This is a genomic window from Streptomyces sp. NPDC050732, assembly GCF_040654255.1.
In the GTDB taxonomy this organism is placed as follows: domain Bacteria; phylum Actinomycetota; class Actinomycetes; order Streptomycetales; family Streptomycetaceae; genus Streptomyces.
Genome location: NZ_JBFAHP010000005.1, coordinates 97,853 through 113,578, shown reverse-complemented (window position 1 = coordinate 113,578; position 15,726 = coordinate 97,853). Strand labels below are relative to the sequence as shown.

Sequence of the window (15,726 nt, the reverse complement as noted above, 5' to 3'; positions counted from 1 at the left end):
TCCGAGACCGTACGAGCGGCCGTGACGCCCGCGGTATCCGTCACGTGACTGCACTTGGGCGCAGGGCCCGGGCGGCTAGGGTGCGGTCATGGCAGCGGAGCTGGAGTCGGCCCCGGATTCGGTTTCGGATTCGGGGCAGCTGATCGTCGGCCGGGACGCGGAATCGGCACGCCTCTTCCGTGCGGTGGACTCGGTGTCGGCCGACCCGGTGCTGATGCTGGTCGGCGATGTGGGCACGGGCAAGAGCGCGCTGCTGGAGCGCGCGGTGCGCCGGGCCGAAGCCGGCGGGGCCCGCGTACTGCGGGCACAGGGGAGCGAGTCGGAGTCGAACCTGGCGTTCTCCGCACTGCATCAACTGCTGCGGCCGGTGCCCGCCGAGGTGGACGGGCTGCCGGAGAGACAGCGTGCCGCGCTGCGAGGCGCCTTCGGCGAGGGACCGGCCGCGTCGGAGCCCGATCTCATGCTCGTCGGGGTCGCCGTCCTGAACCTGCTGTCAGGGCTGGGGGACCGCCATCCGGTGCTCGTGACGCTGGACGACGCGCAGTGGTGCGATCGTGCCTCGCTGGACGCACTGGCCTTCGTCGCCAGACGGTTGGCAGGCGAACCGGTCACCATGCTGATCGGGGCCCGTAGCGGCGATCACCTCCCGGGATTCGACGGTCATGTGCCGACGCTGCCCCTGGGACCGCTCGACCGCACCGCGGCCGGCCGACTGCTGGACCTGCGGCCGAAGAGCCCCACCGGCCACACCCGTTCGCGCATCCTCGACCAGGCGGCCGGCAACCCACTGGCCCTGGTGGAACTGGCGAGGACAGCCGCGGCCCACGCCACGGCCGCGGCCCACGCCACGCCCACGACTCACGCCACGCCCACGACTCACGTCACGGCCGCGGGTCTGCCGTCCGCAGGCCCGCTCCCACTCACCGATCACCTGGAGCGGGTCTTCACCGCCCGCCTGAGCGGCCTCCCCGCCGCCACCGTTCGGGCCCTGCTGCTCCTGGCCGCCATGGACAGCGCCGACTCCACGGTCGCGGTCTCCGCGGGACTGCCGCGCCCCGAGGACGCTGCCTGGCCGCCGGCCCGGCAGGCCGGTCTGGTCCGGCGGGTCGGCCAGGACGTCCGGTTCAGCCACCCGCTGGCCCGGTCCGCCGTGTACCACGCGGCATCCGCGGCCGCCCGGCGCGAGGCCCACCTGGCCCTCGCCGAGCTGCTGCGGGGTGAACCGGACCGGCGTGCCTGGCACCTCGCCGCCGCCTGCTCCCACCCGGACGCGGCCGTGGCGGCGGAGCTGGAGCGGACCGCCGACCGGGCCCGCCGCCGCGGCGGCCACGCGGCGGCGGCCCACGCCCTGCGGCGCGCCGCGGAACTCGCGCCGCGACGCGAGGACAGCGCACGGCTGCTGGTCGAAGCCGCCGCGGCAGCCGCGTACACCGGGGACATCGCCTGGGTCGAGGAGTTGGTCGCCGCGGCACGCACCCGCACGGAGGACGCGGCCCTGCTGGCCTCCGCCACCGTGCAGGCCGGACGGCTTGCGGTCCTGACCGTGCGCCACACCATGGTCTTCTCCCGGCTGACCGAGGCGGCCGAGCAGCTGAGGGCATCCCAGCCGGCGGCCGCTCTCGACCTCGTGGCCGGCGCCGCCGTGGTCCGCTTCTACTCCGGAGAGGACACCCAGCGCCGCCGCATCCACGACATCCTGCGGCGCCTTCCCGCGAACGCCTCACCCGCAGGCCTGCGCACCTGGGCGGAGGCAGTGTCGGACCCCTTCGCGACCCGCCCCCAACTCCTCGCCCTGCTCCCGCAGTTGCTCGCAGAGGCAGCAGCCCGACCGGAACGGCTCACCGCCGTCGGGATCATGGCGTGGCTCCTGGACGAGACCCCACGGGCCGTCCGCGCCTTCGACGAGGCCTTCGACCGCTGGCAAGCGCGGGGAACGCTGCCCGAGGGGCTGGGCGGCGCGGTCGCCTGGGCCTATGTGGAGCGAGGGCGGTGGCAACAGGCACGCGAGGCCTGCGCCCACACCACCGCGGTCGGCCGGGCGACCGGCCTCGACCACGCCGTGGCGTGCGCGGCCGCCGTGGACGCCACCCTGCTGGCCTTCCAGGGCGACACGCCCGCCGCCCGAACTCGCGCGGAAGACGCGCTCACCCTGATCGACCCGCTGGAAAGCCGCTCGGTCGCCGTCTACGCCCGTCGCGCGCTCGGCGCCGCTGCAGCCGCGGAAGGCGCCCACGAGACCGCGTACGACCAACTCCGCGCAGTCTTCACGGCAGACGGCGAGCCCGTGCACTACCACGCCTCCTACCCGGCCCTCGCGGACCTGGCGGCCGCCGCGGTGCGCTGCGGCCGCCACGAGGAGGCCGCCGCGATCGTCGAGCACGCGGCAGCCGTACTCGCCGACAACGCCTCACCTCGTCTGCGGGCGCTGATCAGCCGTGCCCGTGGCCTGCTGGCGGCCCCCGAGGACGCCGAGCCGCACTTCCGGGCGGCTCTCGCGGACCCGGTGCTGCGGTACTGGCCCTTCGAACGCGCACAGACCCTGCTCGACCTCGCCGAGTGGCTGCGGCGCCGCCGGCGCGTCGCGGAGGCGCGCGGACCCCTCACCGAGGCCCTGGAGACCTTCCGCCGCCTGAGCGCACGCCCGTGGACCGAGCGCGCCCGTGCCGAATCGCGCGCCGCCGGCCTCGACGTCACGGACACGCCCCCCGACGCACTCGCCGAACTCTCCCCGCAACAGCGGGAGACAGTCCGGCTCGCCGCCCGCGGACTGACCAACCGCGAGATCGGCGAAAAGCTCTTCCTCTCCCCGCGCACGGTCAGCTCACACCTCTACCGCAGCTTCCCCAGACTGGGCATCACTGCCCGCTCCCAGCTGCGCGACCTCGTCGAACAAGAGGAACGACGCCGCTCGCCGGACGCCTCGTTGTAAGCGGGGCGTCCCCGCCACAAGCCCCGGCGTCTGTATGCCGACCGGGGCTACGACTTCGACAAGTACTGCCGCCTGCTGTGGAAACGAGGCATCAAAACGCTGATCGCCCGACGCGGAGTCGCTCACGGCTGGGCAAGGTGCGCTGGGTGGTCGAGCGTGCCTTTGCCTGGCTGCACCAGTTAAAACGGCTCCGCACCCGCTACGAGCGACGCGCCGATCTCCACCAGGGCCTGCTCGAACTGGCCTGCGGCCTCATATGCCTGCGCCGCCTGCGCACCTCATCCTGAAGCGATCAGATGGTGACGCTGAACCACCCCGGTCGCACCTCGGTCAGAAGCGGTTGCAGGGACCGCACGGCGGTCCGCAGGTCCTGATCCGCGAGATCAAGAGGCTCGGGCAAGCTCAGCCCGTACCGGCGCAGCCGCCAGTGGTCGAAGATTTCGCTCCCGTCGGGTGCGAAATCGACATCGACCTCGGTGCCGTTGTCGCTGACGAAGCGGCACCCGGCCCCATGAACCGTGTAGGAGTAGGTGCCGACCTGCCCACTCCGGTTGATGATCCGGTGCGAACGGACCACGCCGAGGACATCCGCGAGTCGCTCAAGCGAGGGGACCGCCGCCCTCATAGCCTCGTCAACCGCGTGCAGAGCGTCGACGTAACCAAGCACGAGCCCCCGTGCATCCCCAACCCGTTCCATACGGCGTCATCCCCCTGAGCCCGTGGCTGAAGGGGATCGTTCCATGGGCCGCAAGCGTCTCCGCAAGAGGGGAGGGAAACGCGTTTTGTTCGTCGAACAGTTCCCCTCGCTGGAGGCAGTGGAAGAGCTGGCCGATCATGCGGTTGAACAGATGCCGCTGGGCCTGGGCATGCCAGTCACCGCGCTCGCGCCGTCGGCGGTAGTGGGCGTTCGCGCCCGGCGAGGCCTTCAACGAGGCGAAGGCCCACAGGTGCCCGGCATGGCTGAGCCGGTCGTTCTTGACTCTGCGGCGTCCGACGTGGTGCTTCTTGCCGGAGGCGCGGGTAATGGGTGCCGAGCCCGCGTAGGCCTTCAGCCCTCGCGCATCGGCGAACCGATCGCGGTCGTCCCAGACGCCGGCCTCGTCCCAGGCGGCCAGACGCCTCCAGCACGTCATCCCCGAGCCGAAGCGCAGCTCTTGGGGCAGGTACTCCCACTGGTTGCTGGTGTGCAGTACGAGTACGAACAGGATCGATCCCGCACAAGGCCTGCCGGTCCGGGACCCGCGGTCTGCCCTCGGCCAGCTTCGGACCCGGCGCGGGCAGCAATGGCTCGATTTGCCACCACAGTTCGTCCGAGACGATCCACGGCCGCGACTCCCTCTTTCCTGCGACTTTCCTACGACCAGACCAATGAGCAACCAAGCCGTTGATCATGCGGCTTTTCGCTTGGGAGGTCGTTGGTCTGGCTGTAGGAACACCTCAGTCGCGGCCTTGGATTGTGTCGGGCGATCCTGCGTGGTTCCTCTGCCGTGGTGCCGGTGTTCGGAGGCTGACCCGAAGGAGTCGAGGGCCTAAGCCGACCTGCGCCCCCATGAGAAACTGCCACCAGAGCTTTTGACCCAAATGCTTCCCAAGTCGGAACTTGAAAATACCATCCCAATGACGTCACCCATCTCGTCAACCTCCTCTTCGATCGACTCGATTCCGCAGCCGGAGGCGCATGTTTCCACGACTTTAAAGGAGTAATCGCTTGATGGCCAAAAATATTCGGGCGCCTCGAAGTTTTGTAGTGTGTCTACGCGAAGGGTCCAATCAGTCCAGTCTGTGAAGATTATTCCGCTCCTGTCACTGAACTTGAATGCGAGCGCTACGGATTCTCCATCGGAATGAAGAAGTTCATGCACCTCGCAAATTCTCTCCTTCTTCAATCTGTTGAGAAGGTCTGAAGTCGACATCTTTGTGCACCTCCATGGTTGAGGAACGGTGTAATGATAGCGGCGGGGTGGGAATCTACTGCCCACCCCGCCGCGCTGAACTTTCAGCCCAGCATATCCTTTGCTCCCTCATGCCACTTGTTCGGCCCGTCGAGGGGGAACATGCTGACGAACTCTCCGTCACCCTTGGTGATGAGCAGATCGTTGCCCTTTTGGTAGAACCAGTAGTTATCGGCTCCGCCCTGCCCGGGGCGGTAAGGGCCTTGCCTTACTGAGTCAGGCCTACCACGGACTTCCTGAATTCGTTCTCCGTACCACTGTCGCGCACTGGCGTCCCCGGGGCTCTTCCCGTAGTCAGTTGCGTGCTTTCCCCACTTTTTGCCCAACTGCTTTCCGTCTGCGCCTGAGAGCGGCGGACCAGGTACTTCCTTGGGAGTCCCCTTCGGAGCCTTCTTCGCACCCTGCTTCGGTCCTTCCTTCGCTGCTCCCTTGAGGATCTTCTTACCCATCCCGCGGACGAGCCCGGTGATCCCCGCCATCATGCTGCCGACCTCAATGGCGGCGGCACCCGCGTCGTTGGCCTTGTTGTCGCCGTCGAGCCCGTGCCCCTTGACGAAGTCGTCCCACGCATCACGGGCAGGGCTGCAGTCGCCGAAGATCCAGCAGGAGGGGTGGAGCTTGGCGCCTAGATCGAGCGTGTCGCTGAGGACATTGCCGCCGCCCCGGATCGCTCCCTTGCCGAAGTCCTTGAAGCTTCCCTGGGCCCGAGGGTCGGCCGGCTCCACGTTTGTGTGGCAACCGGGTTTGTAGGCGGGGTAGGTAGCGCCGCAGTCGGTTCCACCGCCACCGCTACTGCCGTAGGTGCTGCCTCCCCCTCCGTAGTTGGCGCTGCCCATGGTGCTCATGCCGCCGGAGCCGCCGCCTCCTCCGCCGCCACCGAATATTGAGTTGATGATGGGGATGACGATGACCGAGACAATGATGAGGCCGATGAGGCCACCGAGGAATTTGCCGTCGGGGTCGGAGAAAGCGACGGGATTGTTGTTGCTGTAGGCGTAGCCGTTGATCTGCTGCGGGTCCTTGAGGTCCGCGATGGGGTCGACGCTGATGAACCGTCCGGTGGACGCGTCGTAATCGCGGGCCCCGAGGTGGGTCAGACCGGTGGGGTCCTGAGTGCCGTTGACGAATCCCTTGTCACCGGCCCACAGCTTGGAGGCGGTGCCACGTTGTTCTCCGAAGGGAGTCATGTGGCGACGGGTTACCGTCTGCGTGGAGGCGTTGATCTGGAGGCTTGCTGTGCCGTTGTGGTCGCTGGTTACCCAGGTCAGCGCGGACGGGGTGCGCACGGCGACGATCTTGCCGCCGTGGCTGTAGTAGCGGGTTGCCTCGACCTTGCCGGTGGCTTTGGGCAGGCGGAGTTCGGTCTCTGCCAGGTAGAGAGTGGTGCCGGTCTTGTCGCGCCGGATGAGACGGTTCCCGTCGGCGCCGTTGAGGAACTCGGTGGTGCTGTCGTCGGCTTCGGTGACCTTGGTCAGGCTGCCTTCGGTGTTCCAGTCCAGGGTTTGCTTCTTGCCGTCGAGGGTGCGCGTCTCCGTGTTTCCGGCGGCGTCGTAGGTGTACCGGTTGGTAGTCGTGTTACCGCCGGTCTTCGTCTCGGTGGACGCGACGGCGTGGGGACGGGGCTGGTCGGCGGTCTTGTACGTGTAGGTGGAGGTCGCCGCCCCTTCAGGAGCGAGGTGGTCGGTGGCTGTCTCGCGGTTGCCGGCGCTGTCATAGGTGAACGACTGCCAGTACGGGGCCGGGCCGCCGGTGTTGCTCTTGGTGGGTTCGGTGGAGCAGGGGCCGGTCGCGGTCCACGCTTCCTTCAGGCGGCGGTGGCCGTCGTAGCGGAAGCACTGCTTGTCGCTGGAACCGGTTGCCTTGTCTTCGACTTGGATCGGGTTGCCGGCCGGGTCGTACTGGTAGAAGACGTCGGAGTCGGTGCCCGGGTTGGACTCGGACTTGACGGTCTGTCGGGCCAGTCGCTTGGTGCCGTCCTCGTACGAGGTGTTGATCTCTGTCCACTTGGCGGTGGAGGAGGTGCCGAGCGTGGTGCGGATCTGTTCACCGGCGGGCAGGTAGTCGGTGTTCTGAACGATTCCGGTCAGGCCCTTGAGGGTGTCAGGCATCCGTTGTGCGGTGTAGCCGTAGTCCAGGACTTCGGCGTCGAGCCCGCCCATCGCGGGGATGGTGCGCTTTTGGAGGGTGCCGTCGAGGTTATAGGCGTTGCTGATGGTGAAGGTGCCGGTTCCGGCGAGCGCGCCCTCACTCTTGGGGATCGTGTACTGCTCCTTGAGAGGGCGGTACAGCTTGTCGTAGGAGGCGCTGGTGGTGGCGTAGACGTCACCACCCTTGCCGCCGACATAGCGGATCGCCGACGTCAGGTGTCCCTTGGCGATGGAGTCGTACGTCCAGCGGGCCAGGTACTTGGAATCGTCCGGGGTGGGTTTGCCCCCGATGATGGGCACCGCACCGTCCAGTCGGCCGGCGGGCCGCCCTATCAGGTCGTACGTGAAGCCGAGGGTCTTCCCGCGGGCGTCGGTGGTGGACTCGACCTGATCGAGGTCGTTGTATGTCGTCTTGCTGTGGCCGGAGTCGGGGTCGTAGATGTCGGTCTTGCGGCCCAAGAAGTCGTAGGCGTACTTCCAGGCGTTGCCGTCGTCATCGGTGACCTTGGTCAGCCGGTCGGCGTGGTCGTAGCTGTAGTCGATCTTGGTGGACGAGCTCCCGGCGGAACTGCCCTCGTGCTCCAGCTTCTGGACCACGCGGCCGCGCGCGTCGGCGGTCTCGGTGACCGCCGAGGCCCCAGTGGGGGGTTCGACGATGGTGGAATTGCCCTTGTAGGTGGTCTTGGTGCGGGAGAACTCCTTGCCGAGGGCGAGGGTCTTCTCCGTGATCGGGCGGCCGGCACCGTCGTAGGTGGTCTCGGTGCCGGCGGGCGGAGCCGTCAGGAGGGTGGCTAGCTTGCTCTCGGGTGCGGTGGTGTCGATGTAGTCGGCCGATGTGGCGACTGTGAGGCCTCGCGTGTCGTACTTCGTCTCCGTGATCACGCGGCCGGTGCCGGTCGCCGCCGGAACCTGGCTCTGGCGGGGACGCAGCAACGCGTCGTAGATGGCGTACGAGGTCTGGTACGTACTGCCGTCGTTGTTAAGGGACTTGGTGGCCACCCATGAAGCGGCAGTGTTCTGGACCCTGTACTCGAACTTCTTGCTGGGGGTCTTGCCCGCGGCGCGGTCCCGGTCGGCGAGCCAGACATCGGTGAGTCGGCCCAGACCGTCGTAGTCCAGCTCGGTGCGATTGCCGTTCGGGTCCGTACTGGCGACGTTCACACCCCAGTCGGGATTGAGGTCCGTGGTGACCGTGTGGTCGAGGGCATTCTTCTCGACCGTCTTGGTCAGCGGGCCACCGACGGCCGGGGTGTACTCGGTGTGCTTGGTGCGGGTGCCATGCGTGTCATAGATGTCCGTGGGCCGCCCGAGAGCGTCATACTTGGCGGTACTGACGGTCTGGAGCTTGGCTGTGCCGTCGGCGCTGTAGTCGACAACGCGCTCGGTGCGGGTGGCGTCGCCCTTGGTGGGTGCCTTGCCCCATGCCTGGTCGTCGTATGAGATACGGGCTTCCGAGATGACGTCCGTGGTCTTGGGATCGCCGGTGCGCCGGGGAGTCGCGTCACAGCCGACCGAGACCTTCTCCTCCCGCTTGGGCAGCGAAAGGATCCACTCCTTGGTGTTGGGGACGTACTCGGTGACGGTGCAGTCCTTCTCACCACCCGCATCGGTCTCCACCTTGAGCGTCAGGCCGCTGGTGGGGTCATAACTGGTTTTCTTGGTGTGGGTCATCTCCGCTGCGCCGGGTATGGCGGTGCGGGTTACAGCGGTGGCATTGCGAACCATGTAGGCGTTGACGGTGCCGTAAGAGTGCTTGTCGGTCGCCGTTGTCCGGTACCAGGGGGTGTTGATGGTTCCGGATATCTCGGCGCCGTCGACGCCGTTGTACGTGATCTGCTCCCGCACCTGGCCGGCGAACTGTTCAGAGTCCGTTTTGGCCGTGTTCTTGGAGTCGGTGACCGTTTCCTTGCGCGCGGTGCCGTCGGACTGTTTGTCGCCGTCCATGCCACGGTAGTAGAGGGCAGTGGTCTTGGACCGGGTACCGGACGCCTCACCGGTGGTGGTGGTGACCTTCTGGTAGCCGCGCCAGATTCCCCAGGTGCGGTACTTGGCAGGGGTGATGGGTGATTCGTCGTCGTAGGCCCAGGCGCCACCGCCGGTGTAGCTGTAGTCCGTCTGCTTCAGTGGTGCGCCACCGGTCGGGTCCGACTCGGTGACCTGCGTGACGACGTACTTGTGGAACCAGTCGGTGCGTGGCTTGGGATCGGTGCCCGGTGTCGGGTTGGACGGCGGTATCCACTTCACCGGGAAGCAGCGCCTGGTGTTGTCGTCGAGCTTGGCCGGGATGCTGGAGTCGGCGACGCAGTCTTCTTTGGAGTAGTTGACCGTCAGGACCGAACCGGTCTCCGACGTGACGGTGCGCACGCGCCACTTGATGTACGGGGCGACACTGTCACCGGTCTTGTCGACGCGGTTGTGCAACTGGACGCCGCTGAACTTGACCGCGGGCAGCGAGACATCGGTGCCCGACTTTCCGGTGTGCTGGATGGACTTCAGCCACAAACCGGCATCCGAACCATCTCCGGGGTCGGGGAAAGACTGCTCCAAGTGCCAGTTGTTGACGTCCCGGTAGTCGGTGTCGGCCCCGGACCCGCTCCCCTTGTAGACCTGAGTCGTGACGTCGGTCAGGCGCTTGCGGGAGAAGAACGAAGGCGAGCGCTGGTCGGTGCAGGGCGTGTCGGCCTTGCAGATCAGGTCGAACGGCACATCGGGCCAGGCGGCACGGTTGGCATCGCCCAACGACGAGCAGTCCTCGCTCCCGGAGACGGGAATACAGCGCTCCGCGGTGGAGAACTTGATGCGCGCGGCGGGCGGCTGCGTGGTCGAGAAGATCGTGTCGTTCCGCTGCCCGTAGTCGATGCGCTTGAGGTAACCGCCGCGCGTGTAGGCGGTGCCGTTGCCGGTGGTGCCGTTCTTGGCGTAGTGGTTCGTCTCCTTGCCGTACCAGTACGTCATGACGTTGCCATGAGGATCCACGACGTAGTCGAGGTTCCATCGCCACGCCTGGGTCTTGGCGCGCGAGCCGAAGGAATCGCCACTGGAATAGCCCGGCTCACCGGAGTCGTCACCGAATACGGGCACGGTCCAGACGGAGTTGGTCTCCGGCTTGCCGCTGGCCCAATCCGGCAGGCGGTCCTTACCGAAGACGTACTGTGTCCCGTCGGTGGACGTGACGGTCCAGTACTCGCCCTTGTCGTCCGTGTCGCCGTCATCACCGTTGTCGGCACCCGTGGAGCGCACCACACGCTCGCCGTCGTCACTCTTGGTGTGCCACTCGCCGGTCTTCTCGTCCTTGACCAACGCGGTGGCCTTGCCGTTGAGGACGATGGAGGCGTTGTCCTCCTTCCAGCACTGGTCGTACTTCTTGTCCTGGCCGTCGTCGTCGCAACTGCCGTAGGAGCGTTCGATGTAGGAGATGGGCAGGTCGAAACCGTCGCCGATCCACGACGGCTGCGAGCTGGTGGAGGATGTGTGTCCGTCCACGCTCTGCGCGGAGTAGCCGAAGGACAGGTTGGGTGACGGGCCTGCCGGGGCGGGTGGCACATCGAGTGGGTAGTTCCAGGTGAAGTCACCGTTCGAGCCGCCGGCCGCCCAAGTCGCCGAGGCGGCGAGCGGCGTCGCCTCGTAGGAGCCCTGGTCCGAACCGGCACCGGCAGCGAGCGCGAGCACGCTCACCGCGGGCGCGCCGGCCCTGGCGGAGGGCGTGTGCACCTGAGCTGTGACGGATTGGTCCGCACTGTTGTTGGAGGAAGCGACAGGGCTCGTCCGGCGGCAGGCGGGCTTCCGCGGTGTGGTCAGCGCGCAAGCAGGCAGTTGTACGGCGCGCAGACGTGAGGCCCAATTGCCACCGTAGGCATGGGCGAAGTCGCTGTAGTCGAAGGTGGCGGCGAAGTCTGCGGCACCCTGCTTGCCGTCGGCGCGCTGCAGCGTTACGACCACACCGTCGACGCCGAGCTTGCGGGTGGCCGCCCGCCCCAGGATCTTGACCTTCGCCTTGCCCGGAACAGCCGCGACCGAGCGCGCTGCTTTGGTGCCGCGCTCGGCCTGGCGAGGCCGTGCCAGTAGCACCGGCAGGTCACCCGCCTTCGCCTGTGCCTTCTGGCGCTTGGGGAGTGCGACAGTCACGGCCGTGGCATCCGGCCAGGTGACCTTGCGCTCTGCACGGGCGCGGGACTTCCGCGCGGCCGCCGCGGCCGGATCGTGGATCTTCTTGCCCTTGAAGCCGAACGGTTCGGCTTTGCCGTACTCGGCCTTCTCCAAGGCGCTGTGCTTGCGCTCATACGCCTGGGCCGGCGCTGTGCCCAAGAGGGTGGCGACAATTGCCACCGAGACAGGAAGCGAGACAGCCGCCATCCGACGGCGGCTGGCTCTGCTCCATGCCCATTTGTGCAGCACGGTGAGGTGCCTGACCACGGGAAATCTCCGCATCTGGAAGTCGGGGGTGCCGGGCCTGTGTCCGGCACCCCCGCGGGTTGTTCGTGAAAGTTCGTACGTGGAGCCCGTGTGGTTACTCGATCGGCACCGGTGGCTCGTCGACGGTGGCCAGCTGAGTGATCTCGGCCTCGGACAGCACGCCCGCGTATACGCGGAGGTCGTCGAATTGGCCGGGGAGCAGGTTGCCGAACTCACCGGTGTCGTGGCGCCGGGCACGGCCCATCATCAGTGGGCCGGTCGGCTGGAAGGTGTCCTTCACGAGGACGCCCTCCTCGTCGCCCTGGCGCTCGCCGGTGACGTAGAGCTTGGCGGACTGGCCAGCGGAGTCGTATACACCGACTACGTGCACCCATCCGTCCGGTGGGTTCACCTCGTCCGATGCTGCCTCGTAGGCGGGTCCGCCGAGTACGTCCGTGCCGAAGACCCCGAAGTTCCAGTCGCCCACGTTCTGACCGGCCTCTTGCCGGTACCACAGGCGGAAGGCGTTGCGTTTGGCTCCGGGGTGGGCGAACAGCGTGGGGGAGTGCGCCACGGTGGTGTCGTCCAGTTTGGACTGGGCTGCCAGGTTCACCCAGCCGGCGACCGTGAAGCTGCCGGAGTTGTCCAGTTCGACCCCTGCCGTGGCATGCCCCTCCGCGGCCGTGTCCAGTTCCACGACGTTGCCGTGGGCCGGATCATCGGTGGCGGTGAAGGCCGCTCCGGGTTTGAGACTGAGCTGGTTGCCTCGCCCCGAGCCATCGGCGGCAGTGGTGCCGGATGTCTCGTCGAGGGACCAATCCGCCAGGAGCTGTGCCTGCGGGTGGCCTGTATCGGGATTCTCGATGTTCGCCAGCGCCCACAGTTCGTCGGGGAAGACGACGCGGTTGTAAGCCTGGACTTGGTCGATGTCACCGGTGAAGGGACTGGAGGGCCCGTCACTGCTCGTGAAGCGCCCGATCTCGAAGGCGCCGTTGCCCGCCCAAGCGTTGGAGAAACCGGTGGTGTCTTCCAAGTGACCGTTGACGTACAGACGCAGTTCCTTCTTCTGCAGGTCCTGCACACCTAGCAGATGGGTCCAGGCGCCCGCCACCCCGGGCTTGGAGGACATGGCACGGTGAATGGCCGTCGACTCGGTATTCGAATCCTGGTCGTAGCGGTTGAAGACCCACCTGTCGTATGCGCTGGAGTAGTAGAGCTGGAACGCGCCGACCTTCGCACCGTTCTGGTTGAGGACGGTCGCGGTCGAGGACTTGGAGTCGAGCTTGGCCCAGGCCGAGACCGCAAAGCTCTTCGTGGTGTCGACAACTGGGCCCGAGGTGGCGGCGGTCGCCGTGCCATCGGCCTTGAATCCGGCACCGTGGCGTGCCTTGGCCGTCCATGCCGCCTTACTCAGACGCAGAGCATTGCTGTCACCCGCGGCATTCGCCGATGTGGTCCCACTGCTCTCGTCGAACTTCCACACACCGACCGGATCAGCCGCTCTGGCGACGTTGAACAGATAGTCCGTGGTACTTCCAGCGTTTCCTGCCGCGTCGAAGGTCTGTACCCGCAGGGTGTTGGTGAGCCGCTTGTCCGGCGTCACCTTGATGTCATGGACCGGCATGTTGACGGTGAACGTCTTGCTGCCTGCCTTTACCCCGTTCAGCCACCAGTCGTAGCGACGCACATCGCTGGAGCCCTTGATCAGGAACGTGCCGGTCATCCCGACACTGCCGTCCTGCGCGTCTCCCTCGCAGGTATCACCGACGCACTCGGTGTAGACACTCGAACTGATCGTCGGCGCAGCGGGACCGTGTGTGTCAGCCCTGAAGTAACAACTGCTGGACCAGGGGCCGTAGAGATAGTCCGTCTTGCCGCCGTAGCTGTACTTGTACTCCGTGCGGGCGCGGAACCGATACGTGGTGTTCTCGGCAAGGGACGAGGTGACCACGGTGCCGGCCGTACCGCTGGCCGTCCATGCCGAGGGCTTGAGTGTGGTAGCCGTCGCGCTGCCGTCCTTGTACAGCTCGAAGTTCGGCCTCACCGTCGCGTTCGATCCATCGGCCGAAGTCGGAGTTGCCGTCAGCCGCGGCGTCGCATCCCTGATCATTGCGGGACTGCCTGACGCCGAGCAGGACACCTTCGGATCGGACATCTTGACCGATGACGGCTTCGCCGTCGGCACCGAAACGTAAGTGATCGACAGGCGAGGCTTCTTCGACGATGTCGCGTCCTTGTCGGTCGGCGACATGAACTGCTTCCATGCGATCGGGTCCGACTCACTGGCCCGCAGGCCGAGCGTGGTCAGCGTGGCTTTCGCCTTGGCCGTGTATGCCACGGCAGACGTGGCATCGAACTCCACATCACCGTCCGGACACGACGAGGAGTGTCCCTTCGCGGCCGAGACGGTGTCCGCCTCAGACTTCCACGAAGGCTGCTCGCTCCAGGTGGTCGAGCCGTAGATCTGTCCCGTACGCCATAGCTCGACGTTGCGTTTGTCGCAGTTCGCGGACCAGATCTCATACGCTGTGAACGTGGCGTTGATGATCTTCTTTCCGGACACCTTGCGCGTGTCGAACTGGAAGAACGAGCGCGCCTTCTTGTTGTCCACATAGGCGTCGTATCCCACCCCCAGTGCGTGGGAGGTCTTCCAGAAGCTCGTTTTCGGAGAATCGGACCACACGGTGGTCCAGCTGGTCAGCGTGGCCTTGACCGCAGGCGGATCAAGCACCACCGGATAGACCCGCTTCTCATCGGCCAGGAACTGCTGATCGGGCACGACGGTGAGGGCGTCGTCCGCAATCGTCACATCCATGACCTCGGTCCGGGACCCTGCGCCGGCGCTGAGCGCGTCGGTCGTGGCGCCGGTGACCACGCTGGACCGTGAGACTTTGGAGAGAGCCTGGAAAGCAGGAGTTGCGGGAGCCGCGGCCGAGTCCCACATCAATGCCGCACCACTGTGCACTACAGGCCGACCACCCGAGTCGACGAACGCAGCGGATCCTTCTGAAGTCGCGCGGGACGACAGACCCTTGGCCGTCACGGGGAATTTGACGGACTTCAGTTCCGTATTGGCCGCTGCCTTTCGAGAGTGCACGACCAGGTGATACGTGAAGCCATCGGAGGTGACCGTCACGGCGAGGTCCACGTCCGGCAGCACGGAGGAATACACCGCGGTCGACCCCTGAACTGTCGGCTTCGGCAAGTCCCACGGCGCAGAAACCGCAAATTCCTTGCCGTTGGCTGCCAGCCGGGCCAGTGGCTCGCGAGTGCCGCCACCGGACAGTTCGATGTCCTCGCCCGCTCGCGGTGCGAGGGAACCGTCTTTGCGCTCGATCAACGTGGTGTCGACCGGTACCCATGCTTCGCCCTTACGGACGCGCTCCGGTTCGGTGGACGCCTCCACCGTGAACGTGCCATCAGGATTGGCGAAGAGCTGACTGGTTGCCGTGGTGAGCGACTTGACCTCAGCGCGCTGCCCCGAGGACACAGCAGTCCGAGACGCCTTCTGCTCCTCGGACACGGGCGGAAGCCCGTCGTCCTCCCAAAATGCCTTGCCTCGATGCGCAGCATCAGCAGGGTCGCGCGAAGCCGACTCTTCGGCCTCTGCTTGCTCATTGGCGGCACTTGCCGCAGAAGCCGCGCCCATCGCGGCCTCCCCAGTGAGTCCAGCCAGCGCGAGCAACGCCGCAGCCGTCACCCCCCGTGCCGCTCCCCAACGGCGTCTTCGCCGTTCCATGTTCCCCCACAATCTGAGAATTCAATGAAGATCATTCGAGATGTGAAGGTATCCGGGAGGATGGGTCTAGACCAGGTGGCACTTCTTCTGACAAAAGAGAGCAGAGTTCCCATTCTGGGACCGCTACTGACGTGATGTGCGCCACGATCGTTTCCGTTGCGCGCGAGCGTGCCCTGCCGGGGGGCACGCGGTCACGATGCTGTTGTCGCCTCGTTGCGCTCCAGGCCTGTCTTGGCGCGGTGCGAGAGTCACGGCAGCATCTCCGATGCTGGGAAGCGGAGGGTAGGCAGTATCCAACTGCAGCGCTGCGCGATGTTGTCGAGGATCAGGACGTCATGGTCCCCCTCGGTGCCGAGGCCCGCCGGCGATCATGCTGATCCCTTCAAGCGTGCGAGCGTCCTCCTGCAGGGCCAGGGACGGTAAGAACATGAAGGTCCTGGACGGCACCACCAAGCGGTGACAAGCCTCTGCTCATCCTCCCCACGGGTGCCACAAGCGCCGTCACCGCCAGACTGTCAGGCAATTCCCGTACCGCCACGGCTGTCTGGTCAAGCAGGCAAAGGTGCT

5 protein-coding genes and 3 pseudogenes are annotated in these 15,726 nt (G+C 66.5%); 2 read left to right on the top strand and 6 right to left on the bottom strand.

What is annotated here, in order from left to right:
- The first annotated feature begins 88 nt into the window (after positions 1 to 88).
- Both AB0H82_RS06415 and AB0H82_RS06410 read left to right on the top strand, forming a co-directional pair.
- Complete coding sequence (locus AB0H82_RS06415) at positions 89 to 2,929, top strand: AAA family ATPase (protein ID WP_362989432.1); 2,841 nt, start codon at positions 89 to 91, stop codon at positions 2,927 to 2,929.
- A gap of 3 nt (positions 2,930 to 2,932) precedes the next feature.
- Positions 2,933 to 3,216 (top strand): annotated as a pseudogene (locus AB0H82_RS06410) (transposase); the annotation flags it as partial.
- Positions 3,217 to 3,221: 5 nt separating this feature from the next.
- Here AB0H82_RS06410 and AB0H82_RS06405 read toward each other — a convergent pair.
- From AB0H82_RS06405 to AB0H82_RS06380, 6 genes and pseudogenes are all read right to left on the bottom strand, one after another.
- Positions 3,222 to 3,626, bottom strand: coding sequence for a hypothetical protein (locus AB0H82_RS06405; RefSeq protein WP_362989430.1), 405 nt, complete (start codon positions 3,624 to 3,626; stop codon positions 3,222 to 3,224).
- Positions 3,627 to 3,675: 49 nt separating this feature from the next.
- Positions 3,676 to 4,014: pseudogene (locus AB0H82_RS06400) on the bottom strand (transposase); the annotation flags it as partial.
- Positions 4,012 to 4,249 (bottom strand): annotated as a pseudogene (locus AB0H82_RS06395) (transposase); the annotation flags it as partial. The pseudogenes AB0H82_RS06400 and AB0H82_RS06395, both read right to left, overlap by 3 nt.
- A gap of 209 nt (positions 4,250 to 4,458) precedes the next feature.
- Positions 4,459 to 4,842, bottom strand: a complete 384-nt coding sequence (locus AB0H82_RS06390; protein WP_362989428.1) for a hypothetical protein — start codon at positions 4,840 to 4,842, stop codon at positions 4,459 to 4,461.
- Between the two features lie 83 nt (positions 4,843 to 4,925).
- On the bottom strand, positions 4,926 to 11,333 hold the full coding sequence (locus AB0H82_RS06385; protein ID WP_362989426.1) for an RHS repeat-associated core domain-containing protein: 6,408 nt from the start codon (positions 11,331 to 11,333) through the stop codon (positions 4,926 to 4,928).
- A gap of 202 nt (positions 11,334 to 11,535) precedes the next feature.
- Complete coding sequence (locus AB0H82_RS06380; RefSeq protein ID WP_362989424.1) at positions 11,536 to 15,120, bottom strand: LamG-like jellyroll fold domain-containing protein; 3,585 nt, start codon at positions 15,118 to 15,120, stop codon at positions 11,536 to 11,538.
- Positions 15,121 to 15,726 lie beyond the last annotated feature (606 nt).

Excerpts from the sequence above, each read along its gene's own strand:
- AB0H82_RS06415 (WP_362989432.1), top strand. The coding sequence starts at position 89 with ATGGCAGCGGAGCTGGAGTCGGCCCCGGATTCGGTTTCGGATTCGGGG.
- AB0H82_RS06405 (WP_362989430.1), bottom strand. The coding sequence starts at position 3,626 with ATGGAACGGGTTGGGGATGCACGGGGGCTCGTGCTTGGTTACGTCGAC.
- AB0H82_RS06390 (WP_362989428.1), bottom strand. The coding sequence starts at position 4,842 with ATGTCGACTTCAGACCTTCTCAACAGATTGAAGAAGGAGAGAATTTGC.